The sequence below is a fragment of the Gottfriedia acidiceleris genome (assembly GCF_002128425.1).
In the GTDB taxonomy this organism is placed as follows: Bacteria; Bacillota; Bacilli; order Bacillales; family Bacillaceae_G; genus Gottfriedia; species Gottfriedia acidiceleris.
Genome location: NZ_NESS01000001.1, coordinates 461,090 through 476,438, shown reverse-complemented (window position 1 = coordinate 476,438; position 15,349 = coordinate 461,090). Strand labels below are relative to the sequence as shown.

15 protein-coding genes are annotated in these 15,349 nt (G+C 33.0%); 7 read left to right on the top strand and 8 right to left on the bottom strand.

Translation table 11 applies throughout. From position 1 onward, the window contains the following. Positions 1-66 precede the first annotated feature (66 nt). The 5 genes from B6K90_RS02530 (at position 67) to B6K90_RS02510 (ending at position 5,676) form a co-directional block, all read left to right on the top strand. Positions 67-762: a response regulator transcription factor gene (locus B6K90_RS02530; protein ID WP_088010952.1), complete on the top strand. Its 696-nt coding sequence runs from the start codon at positions 67-69 to the stop codon at positions 760-762. Further along, on the top strand, positions 755-2,107 hold the full coding sequence (locus B6K90_RS02525) for a sensor histidine kinase (RefSeq protein ID WP_088010951.1): 1,353 nt from the start codon (positions 755-757) through the stop codon (positions 2,105-2,107). The genes B6K90_RS02530 and B6K90_RS02525 overlap by 8 nt, the downstream gene beginning before the upstream one ends. A 433-nt stretch (positions 2,108-2,540) precedes the next feature. Further along, positions 2,541-3,902, top strand: coding sequence for an aspartate kinase (locus tag B6K90_RS02520; RefSeq protein ID WP_088010950.1), 1,362 nt, complete (start codon positions 2,541-2,543; stop codon positions 3,900-3,902). Between the two features lie 74 nt (positions 3,903-3,976). Next, positions 3,977-4,477, top strand: a complete 501-nt coding sequence (locus tag B6K90_RS02515; RefSeq protein WP_170927411.1) for an Lrp/AsnC family transcriptional regulator — start codon at positions 3,977-3,979, stop codon at positions 4,475-4,477. After that, the gene (locus B6K90_RS02510) at positions 4,474-5,676 is read left to right on the top strand and encodes an aminotransferase (protein WP_088010948.1); all 1,203 of its coding nucleotides are present in this window, start codon (positions 4,474-4,476) and stop codon (positions 5,674-5,676) included. Before B6K90_RS02515 ends, B6K90_RS02510 begins: the two co-directional genes overlap by 4 nt. A gap of 45 nt (positions 5,677-5,721) precedes the next feature. Here the strand turns inward: B6K90_RS02510 and B6K90_RS02505 are convergent, their stop codons facing one another. The 8 genes from B6K90_RS02505 to B6K90_RS02470 form a co-directional block, all read right to left on the bottom strand. After that, positions 5,722-6,477: a sirohydrochlorin chelatase gene (locus B6K90_RS02505; protein WP_088010947.1), complete on the bottom strand. Its 756-nt coding sequence runs from the start codon at positions 6,475-6,477 to the stop codon at positions 5,722-5,724. A gap of 33 nt (positions 6,478-6,510) precedes the next feature. Then, positions 6,511-7,296: a uroporphyrinogen-III C-methyltransferase gene (gene cobA, locus B6K90_RS02500; RefSeq protein ID WP_139840664.1), complete on the bottom strand. Its 786-nt coding sequence runs from the start codon at positions 7,294-7,296 to the stop codon at positions 6,511-6,513. Positions 7,297-7,312: 16 nt separating this feature from the next. Next, a complete protein-coding gene (locus B6K90_RS02495) occupies positions 7,313-7,531 on the bottom strand; it encodes a DUF3906 family protein (RefSeq protein ID WP_088010946.1) in 219 nt (72 codons plus the stop codon). Positions 7,532-7,547: 16 nt separating this feature from the next. Next, on the bottom strand, positions 7,548-9,170 hold the full coding sequence (locus B6K90_RS02490) for a nitrite/sulfite reductase (RefSeq protein ID WP_088010945.1): 1,623 nt from the start codon (positions 9,168-9,170) through the stop codon (positions 7,548-7,550). A gap of 11 nt (positions 9,171-9,181) precedes the next feature. Further along, positions 9,182-9,778 carry an adenylyl-sulfate kinase gene (gene cysC, locus B6K90_RS02485; RefSeq protein WP_088010944.1) on the bottom strand — a complete coding sequence of 199 codons (597 nt, stop codon included), beginning with the start codon at positions 9,776-9,778 and terminating at the stop codon, positions 9,182-9,184. Between the two features lie 12 nt (positions 9,779-9,790). Continuing rightward, positions 9,791-10,942, bottom strand: coding sequence for a sulfate adenylyltransferase (gene sat / locus B6K90_RS02480; RefSeq protein WP_088010943.1), 1,152 nt, complete (start codon positions 10,940-10,942; stop codon positions 9,791-9,793). Between the two features lie 79 nt (positions 10,943-11,021). Continuing rightward, positions 11,022-11,723: a phosphoadenylyl-sulfate reductase gene (locus tag B6K90_RS02475; protein ID WP_088010942.1), complete on the bottom strand. Its 702-nt coding sequence runs from the start codon at positions 11,721-11,723 to the stop codon at positions 11,022-11,024. Positions 11,724-11,845: 122 nt separating this feature from the next. Next, entirely contained in the window at positions 11,846-11,989 is a 144-nt protein-coding gene (locus B6K90_RS02470) for a YezD family protein (protein ID WP_056475111.1), read from the bottom strand. Positions 11,990-12,347: 358 nt separating this feature from the next. On the opposite strand from B6K90_RS02470, the gene B6K90_RS02465 reads away from it, so the two are divergent. Further along, positions 12,348-12,773 (top strand): divergent PAP2 family protein, encoded by a 426-nt coding sequence (locus B6K90_RS02465; protein ID WP_088010941.1) that lies wholly within the window; start codon positions 12,348-12,350, stop codon positions 12,771-12,773. 255 nt (positions 12,774-13,028) lie between these two features. Then, positions 13,029-15,260, top strand: a complete 2,232-nt coding sequence (locus B6K90_RS02460) for an MMPL family transporter (RefSeq protein ID WP_088010940.1) — start codon at positions 13,029-13,031, stop codon at positions 15,258-15,260. Positions 15,261-15,349: the final 89 nt, after the last annotated feature.

Genomic DNA, 15,349 nt, shown 5'->3' with positions numbered 1-15,349 from the left:
GATGAGAAGTGTACAGCTCATTTGTTGGGGATGCTTCAAAAAGAATTAAAAGTAAAGAGGTTTATTATGAGAATATTAATGGTTGAAGATGAAATTTATATTGCTGAAGCTATTGCACAAGTCTTGAAGAAGAATCACTACAGCGTTGATTTAGCTTGTGATGGTGAGTTTGGACTAGACTGTGGACTATCAAATATATATGACATTATTATTCTAGATATCATGCTTCCAAAAATGGATGGCATTCAAGTTTTAATAGAATTACGAAATAATGGAATCGAGACCCCTATCATTTTGTTGACAGCAAAGGGGGATATTACTGACAAAATACGAGGTTTAGACAGTGGTGCGGATGATTATTTAGCGAAGCCATTCCACACGGATGAATTACTTGCTCGACTAAGAGCATTAGGACGACGAAAAACCGAATTAATAAGAGATGGTATTCTTACATATGAAGATATTTCGCTTAATCAGAAGATGTTAGTTTTATGCAGTAGAGATAATGAAGTTAAGTTGACTTTAAAAGAATTTCAACTATTAGAACTGCTCATTAACCGAAAAGATGCAATTAGTTCTAAAGAAACAATTATTGAGAAGCTATGGGGCTACGACACAGATACCGATGATCGTCATGTTGAGGTACAGGTTTCACTTTTACGAAAAAAGCTAAGACAGGTTGAATCAAATGTTTCAATCGGAACGGTTCGAGGTGCGGGTTATTTTTTGAAAAATAGCAAGTCTGGGGACAAATATGTTTAAGAAACTCCGTAATAAATTTCTACTTATTAATATGTCAGTTATTTCATTGGTCATGGTTGTGGCTTTTACGATCATCTACATAATGACTTACAACAATATTCAAAATGAAAATAAAAAAAAGCTAGATGCACAGACTGAAAAACAAATTATGATTCAAAGAGAGATAAAAAATAAAGAAATAAGTTCTGAGCTGAAAAATAAAGGAGAGGTCGAAAATAAGAAAGAAATAACGAATGTTATTGGTACAGGTGGAATTGTTACACAAAAAATTTCGCTAGGAGATTCAGTGTCTTTTAGTGTGGAAGTTGATTCAAATGGAAATGTTGTTGAAGGTCATTCATTTATTTCAATGCCTACAGAAACGTTTAAAAAAGCTACAGAAATTGCTTTGGAAAATAAAAAGAACTTTTCAACTTTCACTTTAGATGGTAAAAAATGGCAGTATGTAATTAAACCAGCAGAGATGATTGTTAATCAATCCAATGAAAAACCACAAATCATAAATAAAGTGACCTTAATAAATTTTTTAGACGTGACCGAGTCCCATAAGGCATTATTTAAACTTCTAACAACATTAATAAGTGTTGGACTTATCACGCTTTTTGCTATTTATTTTATAAGTGGCTATTTTGCAAATCGAGCAATTGAACCGATTGCCGAAGCTTGGAAAAAGCAAAATCAATTTGTAGCGGATGCATCACATGAATTAAAAACACCGTTAGCTATTATTAATGCTAATTATGATGTGCTTATGGCCAATAAGGAAGAAACAATTGAAAATCAGCAAAAATGGTTTAACCATATAAAAGTTGGCTCCGATCGAATGACAAAACTAATTAATAACCTGTTAACTTTAACAAAAATGGAAGAAGCAATTGATGAGATTAATATAAAGCTTTTTGATCTCAGTACGGAAATACATGAAGTAATGATGTCAATGGAAACGGTATTAAAGGATAAGAAAATTAGTTTAAATCATTCCATTGAATCAAATGTTATGTTAGAAAGTGATCCAGATAAAATTAAGCAACTAATGATGATCTTATTTGATAATGCAGTCAAATACACTAATGAAGAAGGACAGATTGAAGTTACACTTACAAAATTAAAACGACAAGTGAAGTTCTCTATTAAAAATAGTGGCAAAGGAATTCCAGCCGGAGATTTGCCAAAAGTATTTGATCGATTCTACCGTTCTGATCCATCAAGAGCAAAAAAAACGGAAGGTTATGGACTTGGTTTATCAATCGCTCAGTCAATAACGAATCGGTTAGGTGGGACGATATCTGTTTCTAGTATAGAAAACGAGTACACCAACTTCATTGTATTACTAGATTTATCATAAAAAGCTCCCTATTTGTTAAAATAGGGAGTTTTCTATTGGAGCAGTAAAAATTTTTAGAAGAATATAGTTTGTTTTATTGAGTTATTTTTTCAACATTTTTAAAATTATTTTTAATTGCATTTTTATACAATGCAATAAAACAGTAAAACAAGCCTAAAAGAAAAATAAGGTGATCTGGAGGGACAAACAGAAATTAGATTCTGCACTTAACCCTGTTCTTATAATCCTAAACTTGACCTAAAGAATCAACACTTTCATACCGCTATTCTTTTCACTAGATTGAATAAATACCCACAACAACACCAAATTCTTTTTGTGAGATACTAAAATCTACCAAAAAAACTTATGAAATGGTGTTGATTTTTTCTCACATAAGGAGGATAATTGTAACATTATTTTTAACTGAAAATTAACTAAATTAGGGGTAATAAAAATGAAAATCGTAAAATTTGGTGGATCTTCATTAGCCACTTCGGAACAAATTGAAAAAGTATTTCAGATTGTTACATCAGATGTTGAACGTAAAATTATCGTTGTATCTGCACCAGGCAAAAGATTTCCAGATGATATCAAAGTTACCGATTTACTAATTAGTTGCGCACAACTTGCTCTACAGGGAAAGGACTATTCGAAAGAATTCAATCAAATTATTCAAAGGTATTCTGAAATTGCAAATGGATTAGGTTTATCTACGGATATTATTGATGAAATTTCACTCGGTATCGAACTTTCGTTAAGTAGTAAAAAGGATCATCCTGCAAGATATATGGATGCTGTTATGGCATGTGGGGAAGATAATTGTGCTAAATTAGTAGCTTCATATTTTCAGTTTAAAGAACTTGAGGCAAGTTACATTAATCCAAAAGAAGCAGGTTTGTTTGTTACAAATGAACCAGGACATGCCCAAGTTTTAGCGAAAAGCTATGAGAACTTACTTGAATTGAGAAAAAAATCTGGAATTCTTATATTCCCAGGATTTTTTGGATATTCAGAAGATGGACATATCGTTACATTTTCTCGCAGTGGCTCAGATATTACTGGTTCTGTTGTTGCCAATGGAGTTAAAGCTACTTTATATGAAAACTTTACAGATGTTGATGCAGTTTTTTCTGTAAATCCAGCGATTATTCATAATCCAAAGGAAATTAAAGAATTAACTTATCGAGAAATGAGAGAGTTATCTTATGCAGGCTTTAACGTATTTCATGACGAAGCATTGATACCCGCCTTTCAAGCTGGCATTCCAGTAAACATTAAAAATACAAATAATCCAACTGCTCCAGGTTCACGCATTGTTAAGGAACGTACGTTATCAAACGGTCCTTTAATTGGAATCGCGAGTGATAATGGATTTTGTAGTATTTATATAAGCAAGTATTTAATGAACAGAGAAATAGGATTTGGGCGTAAATTATTGCAAATACTTGAGGATTATCAAATTTCATATGAGCATCAGCCAAGTGGAATCGACGATATTTCTATTATTATTCGTCAAAATCAATTACCAGTTGAATTAGAAGTTCAAATTATTAAACGCATCCAAGATGAATTAGATGCAGACCATGTAGTCGTTGAAAGGGACCTTGCTTTAATCATGTTAGTAGGTGAGGGAATGCGGCATAATGTTGGTACTACTGCAAGAGCGAGTAAAGCGTTAGCAAATGCGGGAATAAATATTGAAATGATAAACCAAGGTTCTTCAGAAGTAAGTATGATGTTTGGAGTAAAATCATGTGATGAGAAAAAAGCAGTAAAAGTTATTTATGAAGAATTCTTCTCAAAAAGTGTCATCTAACTTAATTATTAAAATATAGATGAAAAGAATCAATATCTAACGTAATTCCAGGAAATGGAATACATAAGGAGTATATGAATATGACAGAAAAAGAAATACAGTTACTTCAGTGTATTGAACAAAATGGACGCTTAAGTAATGATGTTTTAGCAAAAATGATTGGAGCTACAGAAGATGAGGTAGCTGATATTTTAACAAAATTTGAAAACGATCGTGTTATTCTTCAATACATTACGCTGATTGATTGGGGTAAAGTGCCAGTTCAAGAAAGTATAACTGCTATGATTGATGTGAAAGTAGCACCAAAACGCGGGGTAGGATTTGATGAGATTGCTGAAAAAATCTATTTATACCCGGAAGTAAAATCAGTTTATTTAATGTCAGGAACATATGACTTATCAGTTGTAGTTGAAGGAAAAACAATGACGTCAATTGCTTCATTTGTATCCCAAAAATTATCAACTTTAGAATCTATTTTATCAACGACTACCCATTTTATTTTAAAACGTTATAAACATGATAGTATCGTATACGGTCAAAAACAAAGCGATAAGCGTATGGTGATCACGCCATGAGTAAATTTAATTTATCAAATACAGTAACTACACTACAACCATCAGGGATTCGAAAGTTTTTTGATTTAGCGGCTAGTATGGATAATGTCATTTCACTTGGGGTAGGTGAACCTGATTTTGTCACGCCTTGGAACGTGAGAGAAGCAAGTATTTATTCGTTAGAAACAGGACATACGGCATACACTTCAAATGCTGGACTGTTAGAATTACGTCAGGAAGTAAGTCGTTATTTCGCTAAGAAATTTGATGTGCATTATAGTCCTGAAGATGAATTAATTATAACTGTAGGGGCAAGTCAAGGGATTGATATTGCTTTAAGAACAATTTTAAATCCTGGAGACGAAGTAATTGTCATTGATCCATGCTTTGTTTCATATGCTCCTTTAGTTTCACTAGCAGGTGGTGTTCCAGTTCATTTAGCAACAACAGGAGAAGAAGAGTTTAAAATCAATCTTCAAGCGTTGAAAAAGAAACTTACATCAAAAACAAAGGCGATCTTGCTTTGTAATCCTAATAATCCAACTGGTACTTTACTAGAAAAAGAATTATTAGAGGATTTAGCCGTATTTGTTAAAAAGCATAATTTACTTGTCATTTCTGATGAAATTTATGCTGAACTTGTTTATGATGGCGAATATACAAGCTTTGCAAATATTGATGGAATGCGAGACCATACAATTTTAATTTCTGGATTTTCTAAAACATTTGCTATGACTGGTTGGCGCCTTGGGATTGTTGCAGCACCATCAGACATTATTTCCCATATGCTTAAAGTTCATCAGTATGCAATTATGTGTGCACCAACTATGTCACAGCATGCTGCAGTTGAAGCACTTCGAAATGGAGATCATGATGTAGAAGAAATGAGACGCAGTTATATGCAACGTCGTAATTTCCTTGTGCAATCTCTTCAGGAAATAGGATTGTCATGCCATCTTCCAGGTGGAGCTTTTTATGTATTCCCATCAATACAGAATACTGGCTTAACATCAGAGGAGTTTGCTGAACAATTATTATTAAATGAGAGAGTAGCGGTCGTCCCGGGAAATGTTTTTGGAGAATGTGGGGAAGGGTATATTCGATGTTCTTATGCAACTTCATTAAATCAATTAATTGAAGCAACCAAAAGAATTAATCGTTTTTTACAAACACTTCCAACGTACCAACCAACAAATTTTTTGAAAGTTGAAAGTAAATAAACTAATAATAAAAGCTCTTGTATCCATTTGAGGAAACAAGAGCTTTTATTTTGATGCAGTAGATAATTCCTTTGTTTGAGCTTCTAGTATTCTTTCAGTAAAAATAGATGTAATTAAATAATCGTACCCTAGGGTTTCACATAATATCCAGTTATTTTGCATTTCTAGAGGTAGCGCTTTTATTTTATCTTTTAATTCATTCATAAGAGTTCCTGAAAAAAATAAATACGGAATGATTATTACTTGATGGTTTTTTTTAGCCAATAGTTGATTCCAAGCTTCATGAATCGATGGCTTTGAAACTGCTATAAAAGCGGGTAGAACAGGATGATTTAAATTTGCTTCAAGAAGTTTAACGATTGAATTGAAATCATTAATCGTTAATGGATCACTACTTCCTCGTCCAACTAGCAATATTTTAGTCGGTTTTATTAAATGCTTAACCTTTTCATTTATTCGCTTTTGGATTAATTCGATCATGTTTTTGTGAATTCCGATTGGATTAGCTATTTTTATTTCTATATGTGGGTATTCCTTTTGAAATTTCGCGATTTCAAGAGGAATATCCACCTTTGCATGATTTGCAGAAAGGAGTAAAACCGGCAAGACTGTTACCGATTTTGCTCCTTTACGCAAACAATTCTCTAATCCTACTGAAATTGATGGTTCTGCGAGTTCAATAAAACTAATTTCTTGAACTTTGCAATCAATTTGTTGTTGTACTTTTTTAACAAATTGTATGGCTGAATGGACAGCCGATTTTACACGGCTTCCATGACATACATATAAGATTGCATCCATACTAAAGCACCCCACTTCCTTTTAGGAGAAAATTTAAAGACTAGAATAGTTAATGTTTTTATGCTCAGTCATTGAATGATAGTTAGTCTCAAACCATTGTAATTGATGGTGTAATTTAACTACTTCTCCTACGATTATCATACTAGGATTGGTTATTTTTTCTTTTTCAACGTCTGATATTACATCTTTTAATGTACTAATGACAGTTCGCTGTTGTTCAGTAGTACCATAATGAATCAGCGCAACGGGGGTGTCTTGATGTTTTCCATTTGAAATTAGTTGATGACGAATATAGGGTAAATTATTAACTCCCATATAAATTGCTAGTGTGTCAATGCCTTTTGCTAAAGAAGCCCATTTAACTGTATCTTCTTCTTTGCAATGACCTGTTACAAAAGCAAAGGAACTACTATAATCACGATGGGTGACAGGTATACCAGCATAAGCTGGAGCTGCTATACCTGAAGTAATGCCAGGAACGATTTCAAAGGAAACACCACGTTCTACAAGATATGTCGCCTCTTCACCACCACGACCGAAAATGAAAGGATCTCCACCTTTTAATCGAACTACGTTTTTTCCTTTTTTGGCATACTTTACTAAGAAAGCATTGATTGTTTCTTGTTTTAGTGCATGGTAGTTTGGGAGTTTACCAGCGTATATTAACTCAACCGATTCTTTTGCATTCTCTAGTAGTTCCTTATTAACTAGTCGGTCATATATAATGACATCTGCATTTTGAATGCATTTTAGTCCTTTTACTGTAATTAGATCAACATCTCCTGGTCCAGCACCAACTAAATAAACTTTTCCAATCATTCCACACACCTCATCATCATCGTTTACTTAAAACTTCTAAATCTAAAACAAATCCACCACTTTGACTAACTTTCTTTTTTTCATACATTAGTAGTTCTTTAACGTCCGGCTTCTTAACATAAAACTTTTCAAGTTCTGTATCAACTAGTTTAAATGCTTTTTCATCATCATTTGCTAATATAACTATAGGAACGATCCGATTTTCGATTGATGCTTCAAATCGATATAAAAACATATGTCACCGACTTTCTTTAAGATGCATTAACAGTTTCAAGAATGGATGTTAAATATTTTTGTAATTCTTCGATCCCAACTCTTGATACATAATCTAAATAAGGCTCAGAAGGTAGTTTATTTTCGCTAAAGTGCTGCAAGAATTTTTCTAATACTAGGTGAAGGGCAGGGGATTCAACCTTCCCTTTTAATTTTTCATTTAATTTACCACCGTTTGCTAATGTACCACCTACATAGATTTCAAAAGCCTCTACTAATTCTTTTTTCTCATTACGTGCCTTGATTCCTTGAAGTCCTATATCAGCGATTGCTCTTTGACCACAAGAGTTAGGGCAACCAACCATATGAATTCTAACAGGTACATCTAAAGTAATTTTTTCATCTAAATAAGAAGCTGTATCTTTCATTCGAGCCTTCGTTTCTACTAAAGCTAAATTGCAGTATTCATTTCCTGTACAAGCAACAGAATAACCAATAAATTTTGGAGGGATTGGTGTGAACTTTTCAAGTATTGGTTCTTTCAATAATTCATCAATATTTTCTGCAGGAATATTTGGCAAAATTAAATTTTGTGAATTACAATTACGTATTTCACCATTACCGTATTTTTTAACAATTCTAGCTAACTCAAAAACTTCCTTAGAATGCAATCTTCCAACAGGTATACTTAATCCGACATAATTTAGTCCTTTTTGCTTTTGTGGATGAACTCCATAAAAATATCCTGCATTCCATGACTCTTCAAAGCCAGTTCCTTTCGTTAATAACCTACCTGTATATCCTTCTAAAACTTCTTTAAACTTTTCAACGCCCCAATCAGCGACTAAAAACTTTAAACGAGAATGATGGCGTTTCTCACGATAGCCATAATCTCTAAAGATTGTTGTAACGGCGATTGCAACTTCTTTCACTTGATCTGGTAACAAGAATACATCCAGTTCTTGAGCTAAATGTGGAGCTGAAGAAAGACCACCACCAACTTTTAAGTGGAAACCAGAAATTTCTTTGCCGTTAATTTCTTTAATAGCCGGAATAAATGAAATGCAGTTAATTTCTGCATTTGATGCATTATTTTTATTTGTACTGATCGACATTTTATATTTTCTAGGGAGATTAGAAAATTCTTCATTAAACTGAAAAAATTCATAAATCTCCTTCACAATAGGGGTAGTATCAAATAATTCATTTGGATCGATCCCTGCAAGTGGATTTCCAACGATATTACGTGTAATATCACCACATGCACCAGCGCTAGATAGACCAACTTTTTCTAAACGAGTAAAAATATCTGGTATTTGTTCAATTGTTAACCAATGAAATTGGATTGCTTGTCGGGTTGTAATATCATATACATCTCGACCATAATCACGAGCGATTTCTGCTAATGTTATAAGCTGTTCATGAGTTAATATGCCAGACGGAACATTAACACGCATCATAAAATATCCAGCTTCTTTTGGTTTTTGTAAATAGCATCCAGCCCACTTGAATAAATCCCATTGATCTTTTGGAATTGATTCAAACCCATTTTCAGCATAGTAGGGGATGTCATCATAAATTTTTAGTCCATCTTTAACGAGTTTCTTTTTTTCAGTTTCATTTAACTTAAGATTGTCTTTCCATATTTTTTCAAATGCCATCGAACATCACCTTACCCAATATAATTTTTATTCTTTAAAAATTGAAGTACTGTTTCAACACATTCTTGAACGGATTGTTTATCGGTATTTAATATTAATTCTGGATTTATTGGCGCCTCATACGGAGAGCTGATGCCAGTAAAGTTTTGAATTTCACCATTTTTTGCTTTTTTATAAAGTCCTTTTGGATCTCTACTCTCACAAGTCTCTACGGAGCATTCTACGTAAACTTCAATAAATTCATCTTGTTCGACCAATGTCCGGACTATATTTCTATCAGCAATAAAAGGGGAAATAAAGGCCGTTAAGACAATTTGCCCATTATCTACAAAGAGTTTTGCGACTTCACCAATTCGTCGTATGTTTTCAGTTCTGTCATAATCAGTGAATCCTAGATCTTTGTTTAAACCGTGACGAATATTATCACCGTCTAATACGTATTGTTGAACATTAAGATGGAATAGTGCTTTTGCAATCTCGTTAGCAATCGTCGATTTACCTGAAGCAGATAATCCAGTAAGCCATAAAATACAACTGTGGTGATTGTTTTTTTGACGACGATCTTCTTTTGAAATACTAGCCTGATGCCAAACGATATTTTTAGACATTTATCTTTTCTCCTATTCTACAGAAATTGATTCAGGTTCTTTTAAACCTTCAATAAGTACTTCAACAACTTCTTTTCTACTAAAAGCAGAAGGAGGAATTTCACCTTTTTTTAGCATTTCACGAACCTTCGTACCCGATAATGTTACGTGATGCTCGCTACTATGCGGACATGTTTTAGTGGATGCCATATTCTCGCACTTTGAGCAATAAAAACTATTTTCAAAGAATAAGAGATTAATACCTAATTCATCATGTGAAAACTTTTGAAAGATTTTTTGAGCATCATAAGTTCCATAATAATTACCAACACCAGCATGATCTCGACCGACAATAAAATGTGTGCAGCCGTAATTTTTTCTCACAATTGAATGGAACACAGCTTCTCTTGGTCCTGCATATCGCATCGCGGCAGGGAATACAGCTAAAAATACACGGTCTGTAGGATAATAGTTTTGGAGTAATACTTTATAGCTCTTCATTCGTACTTCGGCAGGAATATCGTCCGATTTTGTCTCTCCAACTAATGGGTTTAAGAACAAGCCATCCACGATTTCAAGTGCAGTTTTCTGAATATATTCATGGGCACGATGAACTGGATTACGAGTTTGAAACCCAACTATTTTCTTCCAGTTTAATGATGCGAATTTATCTCTCGTTTCTTTTGGACTTAAATAATGTTCAGTGAATTGCGTACGATTGATTTGTCTAATAACAGTTACTTCCCCACCTAAATAAACATCACCACGAGAATACATTTTTGCTACTCCAGGGTGGTTTGTGTCAGTAGTTCCATAAACAAACTGTGCTTCCAGTAATTTGTTAGGTGTATAAATATCATCAATCTTTAACAAACCATACACTTTATTTTCCCAAGTAAGTTTAACTAGTTCTCCTAGTTTTAACTTACTAGCTATTTGTCCACTAACAGGAAGGGTAATTGGAATACTCCATACGGTTCCATTTTTTAATTTCATTGTGCTTACGACTTGCTCATAGTCATCTTTTCCTAAATATCCAGTAAGGGGACTATAAGCTCCATTTCCAATTAGCTCTAAATCACTTAACGCAATTAAATCTAAAGGAATTTCGTTCAAACCATCTTTAAAAGTTACTTCTGAATTAAATCGATTAATTAAGACTCCGCCATGAGGGGGTAAACTCATTTCAATACACTCCTTATATTTTCCTAATTTAATAGTTAGTAAGAATAAAATTTCTTTTTTTAGCATCTAATATAGACAACTAATCATGTAACCCACATTCAGTTTTTTGTGATCCAGACCAACGACCAGATCGACTATCTGAAGAATTTGAAGCAGGTAATGTACATACCTCACAACCTATACTCGGGTACCCTATATCGTGTAACGGATTGTATGGAAGATTTTTGTAATATACATAACGCCAAACTTCTTTCCAAGTCCAATGGATTAAGGGACAAACTTTTATCAGGTTGAACTTATTATCTAGATTAAGAAATTCTGTTTTTTGTCGTGAAGGAGATTGTTCCCTTCTTAAGCCTGACACCCAAGCTTGCGCACCCTTAAGAGCTTCTTGTAGTGGTAAGATTTTACGAATATTACAGCACTTATTCGGTTCACGCTTCCATAACTCATCTCCATGAATACTCGCTTGCTCTTCTAAAGATAGACTTGGTGTTTTCTTTTCAATTTGTAAGCTTGGATATTTAGCTTGCACGCGGTCTATTAATTCATAAGTTTCCTTGAAATGTAGACCAGTCTCTAAGAAAACAACCTTTGCATCAGGTTTTACTTTTGAAATTAAATCAATTAATAAAATCCCCTCAATCCCAAAGCTACAAGCATAAATTAGATCATCACCATAGGTTTTGTAAGCCCACTCGAGTACTTCAAGTGCACCTTTTGTTTCATTATCAATCGAAAAATCAGGAATACTTTTTACGTTCCAATTTTCAAATCTCATTTTCTTTCCTCCAATTGACTAAAAGAAGCCAAGTTATCCTAAAAAGAAAAAGCAGCCCAAATCTACATTTGTCATACGTAGACTTGAGCTGCCTCTAGTTTTTCTAGTCAGCAGGAACATATTTACTTTAATCGTATTTTTTCTTGCTTTTCTACTTGAATAATTCTCCCATCTTGAACGACTAATGTGATTGTTCCAAATCTTAAACCATTAAGTAACGATTCCACGACCTCAATGATGGGTTTTAAGTCGTTGGTTTGGCTCATGAGCTTCCTCCTAGAATTTAATTACAACTAAGTCTATCAGAATTATATGGATTGTCAATTTCAAAAATGATAATTTATTAAAAATTTATATATTTCTTAATTTTTTATTGAATTAAAAGGTAATTAGTAAAAGGGGGAGACTTAAACTATTTACGTGTAAAATATTAAATAAAAGTTATTTTTAAAAATCATTATTATAATTAATTCATTTAACTAATAATAATGGTAAAAGGAAAAATTTCTGTTTCGTATTTAAATATTAAAAAATTATCTAACTCTTGTTAGTAGTTGGTGAATATACAATTATTTAAGAAAGATAATAATGGAATAACAATTATTTAAATCTAAGGAGGACGTTTTGACTATATTTCATAACGCACCATTAATAACAGCTGTAATTGCCTGGTTTATTGCTCAGTTTTTAAAGGTTATTATCCATTTATTTAAAGAAAAAGACTTCGATATTTCTAAGTTTTTTGCATCTGGGGGGATGCCAAGTTCACATTCGTCGACTGTGACAGGATTAGCATTAAGTGTAGGATTAAATGAAGGGTTTGAAACAGTTACTTTTGCCATCGCAGCAATTTTTGCGATTATTATAATGTACGATGCATCTGGGGTAAGATTAGCAGTTAGTAAACATGCGAAGTTATTAAATGATTTTTTTCATGGCAGAATAAAAAACTATAAAGCCTTAAATGAATTAGTAGGTCATACATCCTATGAAGTTGTTGTTGGAGCATTAATCGGAATAGTCGTTGCAATCATAGTTTCAAGATTTTAACGCTCTAATATAAATCTATTTGATTTATATTATGAGCGTTTTTTTACAGATTAAGAAAGTAAAAATGACAGCGAAGTAGTTAGTGATGGCCAATTCTTAAGTATAAAGCACAACTAGCCCTCTGTCTTCGTCTTAATGGTTACCACTAGGTTAGTTTTCTTTAAAAATTTTCTGACTCAAACTATATAAATAAATAGGCGAATTTAAATCAGTTTGATAAGATATTGGTAGGATATGTAAATAAGGAGTGTAAAAATGAAAAGTACAGTAAGTGAAAATAGTGCTTGGAAAAAGGTGGGTCGATCGATTTATCAATTCCGATATATTGTTATTGTAATTTTAGCTGTATTTTCAATTATTTTAGGTATTTATTCAAAGCATTTACCTGGCATTTTAGATGGAGATGGTTTTAGAACACCTGGAGAGTATGAAAAAGCTAAGAATGTACTTGAAAAAGAATTTGAGCAATCGCCAGATTCACTCATCATTTTACTTGAGCGAAAAAAGGGTGCCACAAGCGCCGAATTCCAATCTGATATACAACGGATTGTGAAGGAAGTTCAAAAAGAAAAGAATATAAAACAATTTCATCACCCTTTAATGAATCCTGTTATGAAAAAAGATAATATTGCCTACTTATCTCTTTTATACAGTGAGAAGGATCACGATAAGCTTGTTGATCTAAACAATAAATTTGCCAAAAAAGTAGAGTCATTTTCAGATGATACGGTAAAGGTAGGAACAACTGGATTTACAATTATTAGTGATGTAATGAATAAAACTAGTCAAGAAGACTTAAAGAAAGCAGAAATGATTGGTGTACCGATTGCGTTTATCGTTCTATTTTTTGCGTTCGGAAGTTTAGTTGCATCTGCTATTCCAATCATAATCGGTATGATTAGTATTTTAAGTACATTTGGAATTTTATTCTTTATAGGTAAGCATGTTGATTTATCAATCTTTGTATTAAATGTTGCACCGATGATTGGATTAGCATTATCAATCGATTTTGCGTTATTATTCGTTAGTCGTTATAAAACTGAATTACAGAATCAACAGACAGTGAAGGAAGCAATTAGTGTAACGTTTGCAACTGCGGGTAGAGCGATTATTTTTTCTGGTATTTGTGTATTTATTGGATTGTCAGCTCTTTATTTCATAAATATTGATTTATTTAGAAGTGTCGCAATAAGTGGTGCAGTTGTTGTTTTAGTAAGTCTGTTTTTATCATTAACACTACTACCAGCAGTACTTTCAGCTCTTGGTAAAAATATTAATAAAGGTACGTTAAAATCGATTGCGAATCGTAGCCAAGACCAACAACAAGCAGTTTGGCGAAAATTTGCTAATTTCGTAATGAAAAGACCAATCATAATGGCACTAACATCATTAATCATTTTAGGACTTTTCGTCATTCCAATTCGGGATGTGCACTTAAATATACCGACAATCGATGCATTACCGAAGGATGCAACGTCGAGAATTAATTATGAAAAATATCAAAAAGCTTTTCTTCCCGAAGCTCAAAAACATGGGACGATATCAATTGTTTTAGAATCCAATACTGATTTCTTAAAGCAAAATAATATAAACGCATTAGATAAGATTCAGAAAAAGCTTGAAGATGACAAAAATGTTTATGAAGTTAAAAGTGTGTTGAATGCAGTTAATTTAGACGCTAAAGCATTATTACCTGCTTTAAAATCACCTAATGCATCAAAAATCCAGCCTGCGATTGATGCTTATATTAAAAAGAATAAAACTTATATACAAGTATTCTTAAACTCTGATCCTAAATCAGAAAAAGGGAAGCAATGGGTAAGAGATTTTGAAGAGAAATATAATGGCAAAATTGAAGGGCTTGATTATACTGTTGGCGGTCAAGTGAAATTTGAACAAGAATTATTTGATGAGATTACAGATAACATTGTATACGGTTTACTCGTGATTATGGTTAGTACTTTTATCATATTAATGATTGCATTTAGGTCAATTATCATTCCAATCAAAGCGATATTAATGAATGTATTATCATTGAGTGCAACGTTTGGAATCATTACCTGGTTATTCCAAGGTGGTAATTTTGGATTACCTCAATCTGATATCATGTTGATTTTGCCAGTGTTTGTCTTTGGATTAGTTTTCGGTTTAAGCATGGACTATGAAGTATTTTTAATGTCGAGAATGCAAGAGTTATATTATGAATCGGGGGATAATACTTATTCGACTAGAGAAGGATTAGTATCGACGAGCCGAATCATCACATCAGCGGCATCAATTATGATAGTTATTACAGGAGCATTTGCTTTTACTGATATGGTACCTGTTAAACAGATGGGAATTGGGATTGCTATAGCCATTTTCTTGGATGCTACAATCGTTCGCTTAGTTTTAGTGCCTAGCTTAATGCAGTTATTTGGAAAATGGAATTGGTGGTTTCCATTTGCAAAAAATAAAATCGATGAGCCATCTAAACGAGTTGGATAAATCAGAAAGGAAACTGTTATTCATTTCATGTTGAATAGCAGTTTTTGTTTTATATAGTGATTTAACGTAGACTGTGTAAAAATTCCCAA